At 74.5% G+C, this 12,482-nt stretch carries 14 protein-coding genes; 8 read left to right on the top strand and 6 right to left on the bottom strand.

Annotation, left to right across the window (positions count from 1 at the left end; genetic code table 11):
* The first annotated feature begins 21 nt into the window (after nucleotides 1-21).
* Together BI06_RS33390 and BI06_RS33385 are read left to right on the top strand one after the other, a co-directional pair.
* The gene (locus BI06_RS33390) at nucleotides 22-696 is read left to right on the top strand and encodes a DedA family protein (protein WP_043474708.1); all 675 of its coding nucleotides are present in this window, start codon (nucleotides 22-24) and stop codon (nucleotides 694-696) included.
* 187 nt (nucleotides 697-883) lie between these two features.
* Nucleotides 884-1,783, top strand: coding sequence for a Gfo/Idh/MocA family protein (locus BI06_RS33385; protein WP_043474553.1), 900 nt, complete (start codon nucleotides 884-886; stop codon nucleotides 1,781-1,783).
* Between the two features lie 36 nt (nucleotides 1,784-1,819).
* Here BI06_RS33385 and BI06_RS33380 read toward each other — a convergent pair whose 3' ends face one another.
* A complete protein-coding gene (locus tag BI06_RS33380) occupies nucleotides 1,820-2,356 on the bottom strand; it encodes a DUF2199 domain-containing protein (RefSeq protein WP_051742494.1) in 537 nt (178 codons plus the stop codon).
* Nucleotides 2,357-2,417: 61 nt separating this feature from the next.
* Here BI06_RS33380 and BI06_RS33375 point away from each other — a divergent pair, with 61 nt between their 5' ends.
* Both BI06_RS33375 and BI06_RS33370 read left to right on the top strand, forming a co-directional pair.
* Nucleotides 2,418-2,837, top strand: a complete 420-nt coding sequence (locus tag BI06_RS33375; protein WP_030396503.1) for a helix-turn-helix transcriptional regulator — start codon at nucleotides 2,418-2,420, stop codon at nucleotides 2,835-2,837.
* A gap of 10 nt (nucleotides 2,838-2,847) precedes the next feature.
* Nucleotides 2,848-3,264 carry a VOC family protein gene (locus BI06_RS33370; RefSeq protein ID WP_030396504.1) on the top strand — a complete coding sequence of 139 codons (417 nt, stop codon included), beginning with the start codon at nucleotides 2,848-2,850 and terminating at the stop codon, nucleotides 3,262-3,264.
* A gap of 105 nt (nucleotides 3,265-3,369) precedes the next feature.
* Here BI06_RS33370 and BI06_RS33365 read toward each other — a convergent pair whose 3' ends face one another.
* Complete coding sequence (locus BI06_RS33365; protein WP_043474550.1) at nucleotides 3,370-4,467, bottom strand: hypothetical protein; 1,098 nt, start codon at nucleotides 4,465-4,467, stop codon at nucleotides 3,370-3,372.
* A 154-nt stretch (nucleotides 4,468-4,621) separates the two neighbouring features.
* On the opposite strand from BI06_RS33365, the gene BI06_RS33360 reads away from it, so the two are divergent.
* The 3 genes from BI06_RS33360 to BI06_RS33350 all read left to right on the top strand — a co-directional run bounded on the left by BI06_RS33360 (nucleotide 4,622) and on the right by BI06_RS33350 (nucleotide 8,482).
* Nucleotides 4,622-5,758, top strand: coding sequence for a phosphotransferase family protein (locus BI06_RS33360; RefSeq protein WP_369826292.1), 1,137 nt, complete (start codon nucleotides 4,622-4,624; stop codon nucleotides 5,756-5,758).
* Nucleotides 5,759-5,761: 3 nt separating this feature from the next.
* Nucleotides 5,762-6,973, top strand: coding sequence for an acyl-CoA dehydrogenase family protein (locus BI06_RS33355; protein WP_030396507.1), 1,212 nt, complete (start codon nucleotides 5,762-5,764; stop codon nucleotides 6,971-6,973).
* 195 nt (nucleotides 6,974-7,168) lie between these two features.
* On the top strand, nucleotides 7,169-8,482 hold the full coding sequence (locus tag BI06_RS33350) for an esterase (protein WP_199523395.1): 1,314 nt from the start codon (nucleotides 7,169-7,171) through the stop codon (nucleotides 8,480-8,482).
* Nucleotides 8,483-8,520: 38 nt separating this feature from the next.
* On the opposite strand, the gene BI06_RS33345 is transcribed toward BI06_RS33350, so the two are convergent.
* Nucleotides 8,521-8,946, bottom strand: a complete 426-nt coding sequence (locus BI06_RS33345) for a helix-turn-helix domain-containing protein (RefSeq protein ID WP_030396509.1) — start codon at nucleotides 8,944-8,946, stop codon at nucleotides 8,521-8,523.
* An 87-nt stretch (nucleotides 8,947-9,033) separates the two neighbouring features.
* Between BI06_RS33345 and BI06_RS33340 the strand changes: the two genes are divergently transcribed.
* Nucleotides 9,034-9,900, top strand: coding sequence for an NAD(P)H-binding protein (locus BI06_RS33340; RefSeq protein WP_043474547.1), 867 nt, complete (start codon nucleotides 9,034-9,036; stop codon nucleotides 9,898-9,900).
* 120 nt (nucleotides 9,901-10,020) lie between these two features.
* On the opposite strand, the gene BI06_RS33335 is transcribed toward BI06_RS33340, so the two are convergent.
* The 3 genes from BI06_RS33335 to BI06_RS33325 all read right to left on the bottom strand — a co-directional run bounded on the left by BI06_RS33335 (nucleotide 10,021) and on the right by BI06_RS33325 (nucleotide 12,423).
* Nucleotides 10,021-10,482, bottom strand: coding sequence for a hypothetical protein (locus BI06_RS33335; protein ID WP_030396511.1), 462 nt, complete (start codon nucleotides 10,480-10,482; stop codon nucleotides 10,021-10,023).
* A 190-nt stretch (nucleotides 10,483-10,672) separates the two neighbouring features.
* Nucleotides 10,673-11,683, bottom strand: coding sequence for an NADPH:quinone oxidoreductase family protein (locus BI06_RS33330; RefSeq protein ID WP_030396512.1), 1,011 nt, complete (start codon nucleotides 11,681-11,683; stop codon nucleotides 10,673-10,675).
* A complete protein-coding gene (locus BI06_RS33325; RefSeq protein ID WP_051742526.1) occupies nucleotides 11,680-12,423 on the bottom strand; it encodes an SDR family oxidoreductase in 744 nt (247 codons plus the stop codon). The genes BI06_RS33330 and BI06_RS33325 overlap by 4 nt, the downstream gene beginning before the upstream one ends.
* Nucleotides 12,424-12,482: the final 59 nt, after the last annotated feature.

The following is a 12,482-nucleotide window of genomic DNA, read 5'->3' as shown; positions in this document are numbered from 1 at the left end:
GCCACGGAGGTACTGGCCTTGCTGCACATCGACGCCTGGATCGAAGGCGTACCACCGGGCGCGGTGTACGCCCTCGTTGCGCTGATCATCGGACTGGAGTCGCTGGGCATCCCGCTCCCCGGGGAGATCGCCCTGGTCTCCGCCTCCCTGCTGGCCTCGCGCGGCGTGGTCAGCCCGGTCTGGGTGGCGGTCTGCGCGATCGCCGGCGCGATCATCGGCGACTCGATCGGCTACTCGATCGGCCGCAAGGGCGGCAAGCCGCTGTTCGAGAAGCTCGGCCGCAAGTTCCCCAAGCACTTCGGACCCGGCCACCTGGCCAGCGCCGAGCGCTCCTTCCAGAAGTGGGGCATGTGGGCGGTCTTCTTCGGCCGCTTCATCGCCCTGCTGCGCATCTTCGCCGGCCCGCTGGCGGGCGCCCTGAAGATGCCGTACTGGAAGTTCCTGATCGCCAACGTCCTCGGCGGCGTGGTCTGGGCCGGCGGTACGACGTGGCTGGTCTACCAGGTCGGCAAGGTCGCCGAGCAGTGGCTGTCGAAGTTCTCCTGGATCGGCCTGCTCCTCGCCGTCGCCATCGGGGCGTTCTCGGCCTGGTTCATGAAGCGCCGCGCCGCGAAGGCCGCGCACGCCCTCGAGGCCGAGGACGCGGCGAAGGCCGTGGACACGGCCCCGACGGTCACCGCGCCCGCCGCCGACTGACGGCCCCGGTTCCGTCCGGAACCGACCCGCGCGAGCCGCTGCCCGGAGCACCCGCTCCGGGCAGCGGCGTCCGCGGCGGCACCGGACCGCGCGACCGCAGGACCGCAAGACCGCGCGACCGCCTCACAGCACGACCGACACCCGAACAGCACGCGAAGAGACACGCGAAGAGAGAAGTAGGAGCACCATGCGGATCGGACTCCTGGGCACCGGCACCTGGGCGGAGCGGGTGCACGCGCCCGCCCTCGCGGAGCACCCCGGCGTCGAGTTCGCGGGCGTCTGGGGCCGTCGCCCCGAGGCGGCCGCCGCGCTCGGCGAGAAGTACGGCGTCCCCGGCCACGCCGACCTCGACCGGCTGCTCGCCGAGGTCGACGCCGTCTCGATCGCCCTGCCGCCGACCGTGCAGGCGGACCTCGCGGTGCGTGCCGCCGAGGCCGGCTGCCACCTGCTGCTCGACAAGCCCGTCGCGCTCACCGTCCCCGACGCCCGCCGGGTGGCCGAGGCGGCCGAGGCGCACCGGGTGGCCTCCGTGGTGTTCTTCACCGTCCGCTTCGGCGGCGAGCAGCTGCCGTGGATCGAGGAGCAGGCCGCCGTCGGCGGCTGGTTCACCGGCCGCTCGGACTGGCTCGGCTCGGTCTTCGCCCCCGACTCCACCAGCCCGTACGCGGACTCGCAGTGGCGCAAGGACAAGGGCGCGCTCTGGGACGTCGGCCCGCACGCGCTCTCGGTGCTGCTGCCCGTGCTCGGCGACGCGACCGCCGTCACCGCCGTGCCCGGCCCGCTGGACACCGTGCACCTGGTGCTGCGCCACGTCGGCGGCGCCTCCAGCACCCTCGCGCTGAGCCTGACCGCGCCGTTCGCCGGCGGCGGCACCGCGATGGAGCTGCGCGGCGAGGCCGGCACCGCCCGGCTGCCGGAGCGCGGGGAGGGCCCGCACGCGGCGTTCCACCGCGCGTTGGACGCGCTCGCGACCGCCGCCCGCACCGGCGAGGCCCACCCCTGCTCGGCCGCGTTCGGCCTGCGCACCGTGGAGATCCTCGCCGCCGCGGAGCGTTCGCTCGCGGCGGGCACCACCGTCGAGGTCTGAGGCGGCGGCCGAGGCGCCGCCCGGTGCCTCGGCCGCTCAGCCGCCCAGCAGCTGGTCCGCGAACGCGCGCACCCGCTCCGCCGTGATGCCCTCGCGCTGCTCCACCGCCAGCGGGTGGTCGGTCGGCTCCAGCTCGATCAGCGGGCGCAGGCCGACGGCGCGGGTGATCACATGCGTCTTGAGCAGCAGCGTGGACTGCGGGTAGACCGGCAGCTCGGTGACCAGCCAGCCGAAGTACGGGGGCTCCTGCTCCCGGGCCGGGTCCTCCCACAGGTCGTGGGCCCGGGCGAAGTTCGGTTCGCTCAGCGACACCCAGACGCCCCAGGAGAAGGTCTCGCCGGTGTCCCGCACCGGGATCTCGATCAGACCGTGGACGTAGAACTCCCGGCCCTTGATCACGCACTGGTCGGAGGTGAGCTCACTGTCCCTGCGCCGGGCGTAGCGCGGCTTCCAGCCCGTCGGGGCCGGTGAGCCGTAGGAGAGCGGCGGGCCGTCGTGCCGTTCGGCGCAGCAGGCGCAGGTGTGACCGTCGGCGGCGGCGTCATGGTGGGCGGGGGTGTGCGCGGGGGACATGGCGCAGAGCATAAACGACCTGGTCGGAGCGGTTGTCGTCGCCCTGTGCGAGGGTGGAGAGGTGACCCTGGAGGACCTCGTCCGGCTGCGCCGGGCCCGCGACGCGATGGACCGCGACTACGCGCTGCCGTTGGACGTGCCGGCGCTGGCGCGGGTGGCGCTGATGTCGCCGGGCCACTTCTCGCGCAGCTTCCGGGCCGCCTTCGGGGAGACCCCGTACAGCTATCTCATGACCCGGCGGATCGAGCGCGCCAAGGCGCTGCTGCGGCGCGGGGACCTCTCGGTGACGGAGGTGTGCTTCGCGGTGGGCTGCACCTCGCTGGGGTCGTTCAGTTCGCGCTTCACCGAGCTGGTGGGGGAGAGCCCCAGCGCCTACCGGGCCCGGGGCCACGAGGACGGCGCCGCGATCCCGGCCTGCTACGCGAAGCTGTACACCAGACCGGTCAGGAACGGAGAAGCGCATCGTCCGCCCCGCCCGTAGCGTGAGGCGCATGGACATCAAGCTTTCACAGTGCTTCATCGCCGTCGACGACCACGACAAGGCGCTCGCCTTCTACCGCGACGTCCTCGGCCTGGAGGTGCGCAACGACGTCGGGTTCGAGAACATGCGCTGGGTGACGGTCGGCGCGCCCTCGCAGCCCGAGGTGGACATCGTGCTCGAACCGCCGCTGGCGGACCCGAACGCCTCGGCCGCCGACCGGCAGGCCATGGCGGAGCTGCTGGCCAAGGGGCTGCTGCGGGCGGTCATCTTCGCCACCGAGGACTGCGACGCGACCTTCGAGCGGATCCGTGCGGCGGGCGGCGAGGTGCTCCAGGAGCCGATCGACCAGCCGTACGGCGTGCGGGACTGCGCGTTCCGCGACCCGGCCGGGAACATGCTGCGGTTCACCCAGCGCAAGTCGAAGTAGGGTGCGGCCCCGTTCGCCCGGCGGGCGAACGGGGCCGTGGCGTCGCTGCGCGGCGGCGGTGGTGCCTCGTTCGGCGTGCGCCTCTTACGGCGGCGCGCCCGTGGGTCAGCCCGCGTGGCCGCCCGGCGGTCGGCGGTCGGCGGGGCGGGCCGGGGGGATGACCGGGGCCCGGAAGTCGCGCGGGCCGCTCCACAGCGCCGGGACGGCGTCGCTGCGGCGGGCCAGCTCGTAGGCCAGCGGCTCGTAGTTCACCCGCCACCCCTGGAAGTGCGGCCAGGCCTCGTGGGCGGGCCGTTCGTGCGGGAACCCGGCGGCGGTGATCAGGGCGACGGCCGCGTCGAACTCGGTGTAGCTGAGGCGGATCGCGGCGTCCGGGGCCGGGTCGGGGTCGAAGTCGACCCGCATCGAGCGCCCGATGTCGCGCAGCGCGGTGAACCCGGCCCGGAGCACCAACCGGGCCTCGGGCGGGGCGGTGCGCGGGCAGATCGCCAGGTGGACGGCGGCGGCGTCCATGACGGCGATCAGTCCGACCACCCAGCTGCGGTTGGGCTGCGGGGAGCGGAAGGAGATCAGCACCGGGTAGTTGGAGTGGCTCTCGCCGAGGTCGGCGGCGAGGCGCTCCCAGTCCCGGTAGAGCTGGGGGAGGGCGGTCTCGGTGTCCACCAGGGACTGCCGGGCGAGCAGTTCCGGGCCCCAGGCGGGCTCGCCGGCCCGGGACTGGAGCAGGGTCACCTCCAGTTCGCGGCGGTTGTAGGCGGCGTAGAGGGTGGGCAGGTAGGCGATCTGCAGGGCGATCACCAGGGGGCCGCTGGAGGCGGCGATGAAGTCGATCACGGAGAGGTGGAGCCGGTCGCCGCTGGCGAAGCCGAGGGTGAAGAGGCTGGAGCCGGCCTCGCGGAAGGAGATCGACCAGTTCAGCCCCGAGGTGCCGTGCAGTATCAGCGTGTAGGAGATCAGCATCCCGCCGAGCCAGACGGCGAGCATGCCGGTCAGCATCAGCGGCGCCAGCCAGGTCTGGGCCCGGTCCTGCGCGCGGTAGGTGCCGAACGGCGCGGCGGTCAGCCGCAGCACGGTGCGCAGGGCCCGCCAGAGGCCGTGCACCAGGGAGCTGTACAGGCCGCGCGGGACGACGAGCGTGCGCAGGATGCTGCCGATGGTGAGCAGCAGGAGCAGCACGCCGGCGACGGTGTGGATCAACCTCATGGCGCTCATTGTGACGTCCCGTCGGGATTGACACGGCACCGCCGTCGGCTGAATGCTGAGCAAGCGCTTAGTCAGGGCTTGGTCGGCGCTCGGCCGACGCTTGGTCAGTGCTTGGTCGTCGACGACGCGGTCGGCGGACGAAGGGAGAGTGCCCGTGCCGGAGAGCAGGTCGGACAGCACACCGGAGAGCACGCCGGACGGTCGTTCGGACAGCACACCGGAGCCCGGTTCGGGGCCCGGTTCGGGGCTCGGTTCGGAGCCCCGTTCGGAGCCCCCGCAGGGGCTGGACCTGGAGCGATTGCGCGCCCACCTGGAGCGCGCCCTGCCCGGGACGGTGGCCGGTCCGCTGCGGGCGCGGCTGATCGAGGGCGGCCGCTCCAACCTCAGCTACCGGCTCACCGACGGCGTCAACGACTGGGTGCTGCGGCGGCCGCCGCTCGGGCACGTGCTCGCCACCGCGCACGACATGGGCCGCGAGTACCGGGTGATGACGGCGCTGCGCGGCACCGGGGTGCCGGTGCCGGAGACGGTCCACCTGGATCCGGGCACGGAGGTGCTCGGCGCGCCCTGGTACCTGATGGCCTTCGTGCCCGGTGTCGTGCACCGGGACGCCGAGGCCTTCGGCGCGCTGGGGGAGGCCCGGGTGCGGGCGGTCGGCGAGGCCCTGGTGGACACCCTCGCGACCCTGCACCGGATCGACCCGGCGGCGGTCGGGCTGGCCGGCTTCGGCCGCCCCGACGGCTACCTGGAGCGGCAACTGCGGCGCTGGTCGACCCAGTTGGAAGCATCGCGGAGCCGTGACCTGCCCGGCGTCGACCGGCTGCACGAGCTGCTCACCGCCCGGCGGCCGGCCTCCCCGGCCCCGGCGCTGGTGCACGGGGACTACCGGCTCGACAACGTGCTGCTCCAGGAGCGCGCCGGGCGGGACGTCATCGGCGCCGTCCTGGACTGGGAGATGTCCACCCTCGGCGATCCGCTCACCGACGTCGGACTGCTGGTGATGTACACCGAACTGGCCGGTGTCGGCGGCGGGCTCGTCCCGGCCGCCGCCACCGCGCCCGGCTTCCCGCGCAGCGCCGAACTCGTCGACCGCTACGCCCGGTCCACCGGACGCGACGCCGCCGAGCTGGACTGGTACGTGGCGTTCGCCGCCTACAAGCTCGCCGTCGTCGCCGAGGGCATCCACTACCGGTTCCGCCAGGGCCGCACCCTCGGCGCCGGTTTCGAACGGGCGGGCACGGCGGCGCCCGTCCTGATCGAGCACGGCCTCACCACGCTGAAGGGACACTGACCGATGGACTTCTCCTACGACCGCCGCACCCTCGAACTCCGCGAACGGCTGGAGGAGTTCATGGACCGGCACGTGTACCCGGCCGAACCGGTGCTGGCCGCCCAGCTCGCCGACCCGGCCCGGCCGCGCTGGGAGATCCCGCCGGTGGTCGCCGACCTGCGGGTGGAGGCGCGCAAGCAGGGCCTGTGGAACCTCTTCCTGCCCGGCGAGCACGGCGCCGGACTCACCAACCTCCAGTACGCGCCGCTCGCCGAGATCACCGGCCGCAGCCCGCACCTCGCCCCGCCGGCCCTCAACTGCGCCGCCCCCGACACCGGGAACATGGAGCTGCTGGCCGGGTTCGGCACCGCCGAGCAGCGTGAACGCTGGCTGGAACCGCTGCTGGACGCCCGGATCCGGTCCGCCTTCGCGATGACCGAACCCGAGGTCGCCTCCTCCGACGCCGCCAACATCGCCACCCGGATCGTGCGCGACGGCGACGAGTACGTGGTCGACGGCCGCAAGTGGTACATCAGCGGCGCGATGAACCCGGACTGCCGCCTCCTGATCGTGATGGGCAAGACCGACCCCGCCGCCGAGCCGCACCGGCAGCAGAGCATGGTCCTGGTGCCGCGCGACACCCCCGGTGTGACCGTGCGGCGCGGGATGACCGTCTTCGGCTACGACGACGCCGACCACGGCGGCCACGCCGAGGTCACCTTCGAGGGCGTCCGGGTCCCGGCCGGGAACCTGCTCGGCGAGGAGGGCGCCGGCTTCGCCATCGCGCAGGCCCGCCTCGGCCCCGGCCGGATCCACCACTGCATGCGCGCCATCGGCATCGCCGAGCGGGCGCTCGAACTCACCTGTCGGCGCGTCCTGGACCGCACCGCCTTCGGCGGACCGCTCGCCGACCAGGGCGTCGTCCAGGACTGGATCGCCGAATCCCGGGTGCGGATCGAGCAGTTGAGGCTGCTGGTGCTGAAGACCGCCTGGCTGATGGACACCGTCGGCAACCGCGGCGCGCACACCGAGATCCAGGCCATCAAGATCGCCACGCCGCGCACCGTCGAATGGATCCTGGACAAGGCCGTCCAGGCCCACGGCGCGGCCGGCGTCAGCCAGGACACCCCGCTCGCGGCCCTCTGGGCGTTCAACCGCACGATCAGGATCGCCGACGGCCCGGACGAGGTGCACAAGCGCTCGCTCGCCCGGCGCGAGCTGCGCCGCTACCGCTGACGCCCCGCCGCTGCCGCCCCGCCACCCGCCACCGTCCCTCCGGTACGCCCGCCCGGGTCACCACCAGGTAGTACCCGGGTATGACCCGGCGGGTTGGCTCCGCGGTATGACGTCCACGCACCGACCCGGCCCGTACTGTCGCCGTACGGGCCGGCCGACGGACGGCGGGCCGCACGGTACGGGGAGTTGGGGAGCATGCGCGAGCGGGTGCAGGGGCGGGTCGCACGGGTCCACGGACGGGGTCTGCGGACGGGCGTCGCCGTCGCGCTGGCGGCCACGGCTGTCCTGGGCGGCGTCGGAGCGGCGGCCGTCCCCGCCGGGGCCGCCCCGGCCGTCGCCGAACGCCTGGCCAGGGCCGGACTGCCGCAGCCCACCGGCCCGTACGCGATCGGCACCACCGCGCTGCGCCTGGTCGACCACGGCCGCCAGGACCCCTGGCAGCCGGGGCGGGACCGCGAGCTGATGATCAGCATCTGGTACCCGGCCACCCGGCCCGTCCAGGCCGACGGGCGGGCCCGCTACATGGAGCCGCGCGCCGCCGGGCACTTCGGCGGCCCGGACGGCGCCGGCGTCTTCAACTACCGGACGGACCCGGGCCGCACCGACTGGTCCGGGGTCCGCACCCACGCCGGACAGGACGCCCCGGCGCTGCCCGCCGCCCGGCCGCGCCCGGTGGTGCTCTACTCGGCCGGGCTCGGCGACCCCCGCACCTGGGGCACCGCACTGGTCGAGGACCTCGTCTCGCGCGGGTACGTCGTGGTCACCGTCGACCACCCCTCCGACGCCTCCGAGGTGGCCTTCCCGGACGGCCGGCTGACCACCTCCGTCCTCCCCGCGCTGGCCGGCCAACCCGGCCTGGACATCGGCGCGTTGCTCCGCAAGGTGATGGCGACCAGGGTCGCCGACACCCGCTTCGTACTGGACGAGCTGACCGCGCTGCGCACCGACCGCCGGCTGCCGCCCGCGCTCGCGGGCTCGCTGGACCTCGACCGGATCGGCATGGTCGGCCACTCCGCCGGCGGCTTCACGGCCGCCCAGACCATGCACGACGATCCCCGGATCAAGGCGGGCGTCAACCTGGACGGCCAACTGCACTTCCCCGGCCCGGACGGCACCGGGGTGCACCTGAGCAGCGTCGCCGAGGACGGCCTGGACCGCCCGTTCCTGCTGATGGGAACCGAGAGCGAGGACTCCGGCGGCTACCAGGGCCAGCCCGGCTGGGCCGCGTTCTGGCAGCACACCCGGGGCTGGAAGGCCGATGTCACCCTGCTCGGCTCCCGGCACGGCTCGTACACCGACGCGCAGTCGCTGCTGCCGCAGCTCGCCCGCCAGGGGGCCGTGCCGGAGGACGTCGTCCGCGCCGACATCGGCGACGTCCGGCCGGAGCGGGCGGTGCTCGCCACCCGGGCCTACGTCGGCTCGTTCCTCGACCGCTGGCTGCGCGGTCACGACGACCGGTTGCTGGACGGGCCCTCGGCGCTCTTCCCGGAGATGCGGTTCGAGCGCTGACGCAGCGTCGGGTGTTCGATGCAGTGCGGAAGCCGGGGTCAGCGGATCTCCGACCCCGGATTGGCGTCGTCCCAGCTCTGCCGCGAGTCGACGATCGCGTCGTGGTGGTCGTAGGACCAGTCCGCCATCGCGCGCACCAGATGGGTCAGGCTGTGTCCGAGCGGCGTCAGCTCGTAGTCCACCTGGGGCGGGATCGTCGGGTGGACGGTGCGCGAGACCAGGCCGTCGCGCTCCAGCCGGCGGACGGTCAGGGTCAGCATGCGCTGCGAGATCCCCGGCACGCCGCGCTGGAGCTCACGGAACCGCCGTACCCCCTTGGCGAGTTCGACCACCACCAGGACGGTCCAGCGGTCGCCGAGGCGGTTCAGCAGATCGCGGATGCCGCAGTCCTCGCCGTCCTCGCACCAGAGCACCGGACGCGCTCCGGCGGCCGGGGTGGTTACCTCGGTGTGCCCCACTGACATCGAAGTGCCTCCTTACGTCGAACGCCCAGGTTATCGAGGATGGAGCCCGGGCCGCCGAGCAGGGCGGACGGATTCTCAGGAGGAACGATGCTTCTCGTCACGGGTGTCAACGGCGGACTCGGCTCGCTGGTGCTGGAGCGCCTCGCCGCACGGCCCGGCGGGGCGGAGGGCGTGGTCGCGGGCAGCCGGACCCCGGAGCGCGCCCCGGTGGCCGGAGTGCCGGTGCGGAAGGTGGACTTCGACCGCCCGGAGACGCTGGCCGAGGCCTTCACCGGAGTGCGGACCCTGCTGCTCGTCTCGGCCGGCTACGGCGAGGACGACGTGGTGATCGCCCGCCACCGGGCGGCGATCGAGGCGGCGGAGCGCGCCGGGGTGGAGCACGTCGTCTACACCAGCCTCTCCGGCGACGGCGACCACCTCGCCTACGCGCTCGCCCACCGCTGGACCGAGCGGCGGCTGCGCGAGTCGACCGCACTGCGCTGGACGATCCTGCGCAACGGCCTCTACGCGGAGCTGCTGGCCTTCCTCGCCCGGCCCGACGCGGACGGCGTGATCACCGCCCCGCTCGCCGACGGCCGACTGGCGGCGGTTGCCCGGGAGGACCTCGCCGAGATCGCGGCGAAGGTCGCGTCGGCCCCGGCCGAGCACGCGGGCCGGGTCTACGAGCTGGTCGGTGAGGAGGCGGTCGGCGCCGCCGACGTCGCCGCGGCGCTCACCCGGAGCACCGGCAGGCCGGTCGAGTACCGCCCCGGCACCCTCGCCCAGGCGCGGGCGGCGATCGCGGCCTCGGGCGCTGAGTCCTTCCAGGTGCCGATGGTCGCGGGCACCCTCTCCTCGATCGCCCACGGCTTCCTGGCCGGCCCCGGCAAGCCCGGCGACCTCGCCGCCCTGCTCGGCCGGGCCCCGCGCCCGGCCCTGGAGGTGATCGCCGCCGGCACCGACGCCGCGTGGTGACGACGCCGGCCGTCGGGGCAGCACCACCGGATGCCCGGTGGTGGTCCCGTCGGCGTCCCGCTGCCCGGGCGGGCGGCGGGACGCCGGCACAGCACGTGTCTGGGCTCCCCCCTGCGGCGGTCAGGCGCGGCTGATGTCGAACTCCAGCGGCCTGTCCGCGTCGGAGACCCGGAGCTGGCCGGTGATCCTGGTGACGCGGGTCCCGGTTGCGCAGGCGATGTCGGTGCTGTTGCCGGTGCCGCCGAACATCGCGAAGTAGATGATTCCTCGGCCGAGGCTGTTGACGCCCAGCGTGAAGTTGGCGATCGCGTAGGTGTCATTGGTGCCGGTGACGAGTTCCGTCTTCACCAGTGCGCTCTTGTGGGCCTGGGGCGTGATGCTGAACGGCCGGCTCGTAGCGCCGTCCGTGGCGGTACCGGTGAAGGCGGTGTCGGCCTTCTCGAGGCCCGTGTAGTCGCTGACGGCGCCGCCGCAGGTGTCGACGGTCGCAGCCACGGACGGGGTCGCGGTGGAGACCAGGGTGGCCGTACAGGCAGCGGCACAGACCAGGGCGGTGACCGAGGCCTTGGTGAAACGGTTCATCGAAACTCCTTGGGGTGGCGGAGGATCCGATTGCCCTCCGCACACGAATCATTACGCTGCGCCCAGGAGTGCTGCTCGTCGATGGCGCCCGATCATACGAATCGGGTCATCACATGGGGTCGTTCCGATCGCCGCAGACCCCGACGCGGCATGGTGACGGCTCGGGACCGTCAGCCGCGGCCCCGCCCGTTCAGGGCAGCACCACCAGTCGCCCGGTGGTGGTCCCGTCGGCGACCCGCTGGACGGCGTCGGGCACTGCCTCGAACGGGAGTCGGCCGGTCACCAGCGGCCGCACCGCGCCCTTGGCGGCGAGTGCGCACAGCTCCCGGTGCACGGCGCGCACGGCCTCCGGGTCGCGGGTCTGGTAGAGGCCCCAGTGCAGACCGAGGATCGTGTAGTTCTTCACCAGGGCGTGGTTGAGCGCGGGGGCCGGGATCTCGCCGCCGGCGAAGCCGACGACCACGATCCGGCCCTCGAAGGCGACGCAGCGGGTGGAGCCGGTGAAGGCCGCGCCGCCGACCGGGTCGAAGACCACGTCGGCGCCCCGGCCGCCGGTGGCGGTCCGGACGGCGGTGACGAAGTCCTCGGCGGTGCGGTCGACCACCAGATCGGCGCCCAGTGCGCGGGCGGCGGCCGCCTTGGCGGCGCCGCCGACCACGGCGATCACCCGGGCGCCGGCCGCCCGGCCGAGCTGGACGGCGGCGCTGCCGACCCCGCCGGCCGCCGCGTGCACCAGCAGGGTCTCGCCGGGGCGCAGCGCGGCACGGCGGTGCAGGGCGAACCAGGCGGTCTGGTGGCCGATGTGCAGGGCGGCCGCCTCCGCGTCGTCCAGGCAGTCGGGGGCGCGGAAGGTCGCGGCCGCATCCAGCAGCGCGTAGTCGGCGAACGCGCCGTGCGGGAGGACGGGGGTGCCGATCACCCGGTCACCGGGCCGCCACCGCCCGTCCGGGAGGTCCTTCGGCTCCGCCGGGGCGGGCCCGTGGTCGACCACCTCGCCGCACAGCTCCACCCCGGGGGTGAACGGCAGCGGCGGCCGCACCTGGTACTGGCCCCGGACCAGCAGCGCGTCCGGGAAGTTGACGGCCGCCGCCCGGACCCGGACCAGCAGCTGTCCCGGGCCGGGCACCGGCCGCGGCGCGTCCCCGACCAGCCGCAGCACCGTGCGCGGCTCGCCCGGCTCCGGCACCTGCCACGCCCTCACAGCGCCCCCTCCTGCTCCAGCTGCCGCTGGAGGCGGTTCATCCCGGCCAGCCAGCGGTCCGGTTCCCCGGCGCGGGCGGTGTAGTAGTCGGCGACCTCGGCGTGCGGCAGGACCAGGAAGCGGTCCGCCGCCAGGGCGTCCAGCAGGGCCGTCGCGACCTCGGCCGGCTCCAGCGCGGTGGGTGCGAGCAGCGCCTCGCCGACCGCGCCGGTGCTCGCCAGCATCGCGGTGCGCACGCCCTGCGGGCAGAGCGCGTGCACCCGCAGCCCGCGGTGCCGGTAGGTGGCGGCGAGCCACTCGGCGAAGGCGAGCGCGCCGTGCTTGGTGACCGCGTAGGGGGCCGAGCCGAGCATGGTGAGCAGCCCGGCCGCCGAGACGGTGGCGACGAACCGGCCGCTGCCGCGCTCCAGCCAGTGGGGGAGCAGCAGTTCGGCGGCGCGGACGTGGGCGAGGACGTTGACCTCCCAGGCGGCGCTCCAGGCCTCGGGCGCGGCGTCCGCGCCGCCGACCGGGGCGACGCCCGCGTTGGCGCACCAGATGTCGAGTTCGGCGCTGTGCCGGGCGAGCGCTCCCCTGGCGGAGTGGACCAGGGCGGCCAGCCCCTCGGCGGAGGCGGCGTCGCCGGGGACGGCGGAGCCGCCGCAGTCGGCGGCGACCGCGCGGGCGGCGGCGCCGTCCAGGTCGTTCACCACCACCTGGGCGCCGGCGGCCGCGAAGGCGCGGGCCACGGCGGCGCCGATGCCCCGGCCGGCGCCGGTGACGACGACGCCCTGGCCGGCGAACGGCGGGGCGGTCGGGG

Source organism: Kitasatospora sp. MBT66 (genome assembly GCF_000710405.2).
Lineage (GTDB): Bacteria > Actinomycetota > Actinomycetes > Streptomycetales > Streptomycetaceae > Kitasatospora > Kitasatospora purpeofusca.
The sequence above is the reverse complement of the archived record's forward strand: the minus strand, read 5'-3'. Positions and strand labels throughout refer to the sequence as shown.

Bases quoted from the DNA above. Each gene is read 5' to 3' on its own strand.
- BI06_RS33335 (WP_030396511.1), bottom strand. From the start codon at position 10,482: ATGAACCGTTTCACCAAGGCCTCGGTCACCGCCCTGGTCTGTGCCGCT.
- BI06_RS33370 (WP_030396504.1), top strand. From the start codon at position 2,848: ATGGACATCAAGCTTTCACAGTGCTTCATCGCCGTCGACGACCACGAC.
- BI06_RS33345 (WP_030396509.1), bottom strand. From the start codon at position 8,946: ATGTCAGTGGGGCACACCGAGGTAACCACCCCGGCCGCCGGAGCGCGT.
- BI06_RS33350 (WP_199523395.1), top strand. From the start codon at position 7,169: ATGCGCGAGCGGGTGCAGGGGCGGGTCGCACGGGTCCACGGACGGGGT.
- BI06_RS33340 (WP_043474547.1), top strand. From the start codon at position 9,034: ATGCTTCTCGTCACGGGTGTCAACGGCGGACTCGGCTCGCTGGTGCTG.
- BI06_RS33380 (WP_051742494.1), bottom strand. From the start codon at position 2,356: ATGTCCCCCGCGCACACCCCCGCCCACCATGACGCCGCCGCCGACGGT.
- BI06_RS33385 (WP_043474553.1), top strand. From the start codon at position 884: ATGCGGATCGGACTCCTGGGCACCGGCACCTGGGCGGAGCGGGTGCAC.
- BI06_RS33355 (WP_030396507.1), top strand. From the start codon at position 5,762: ATGGACTTCTCCTACGACCGCCGCACCCTCGAACTCCGCGAACGGCTG.
- BI06_RS33365 (WP_043474550.1), bottom strand. From the start codon at position 4,467: ATGAGGTTGATCCACACCGTCGCCGGCGTGCTGCTCCTGCTGCTCACC.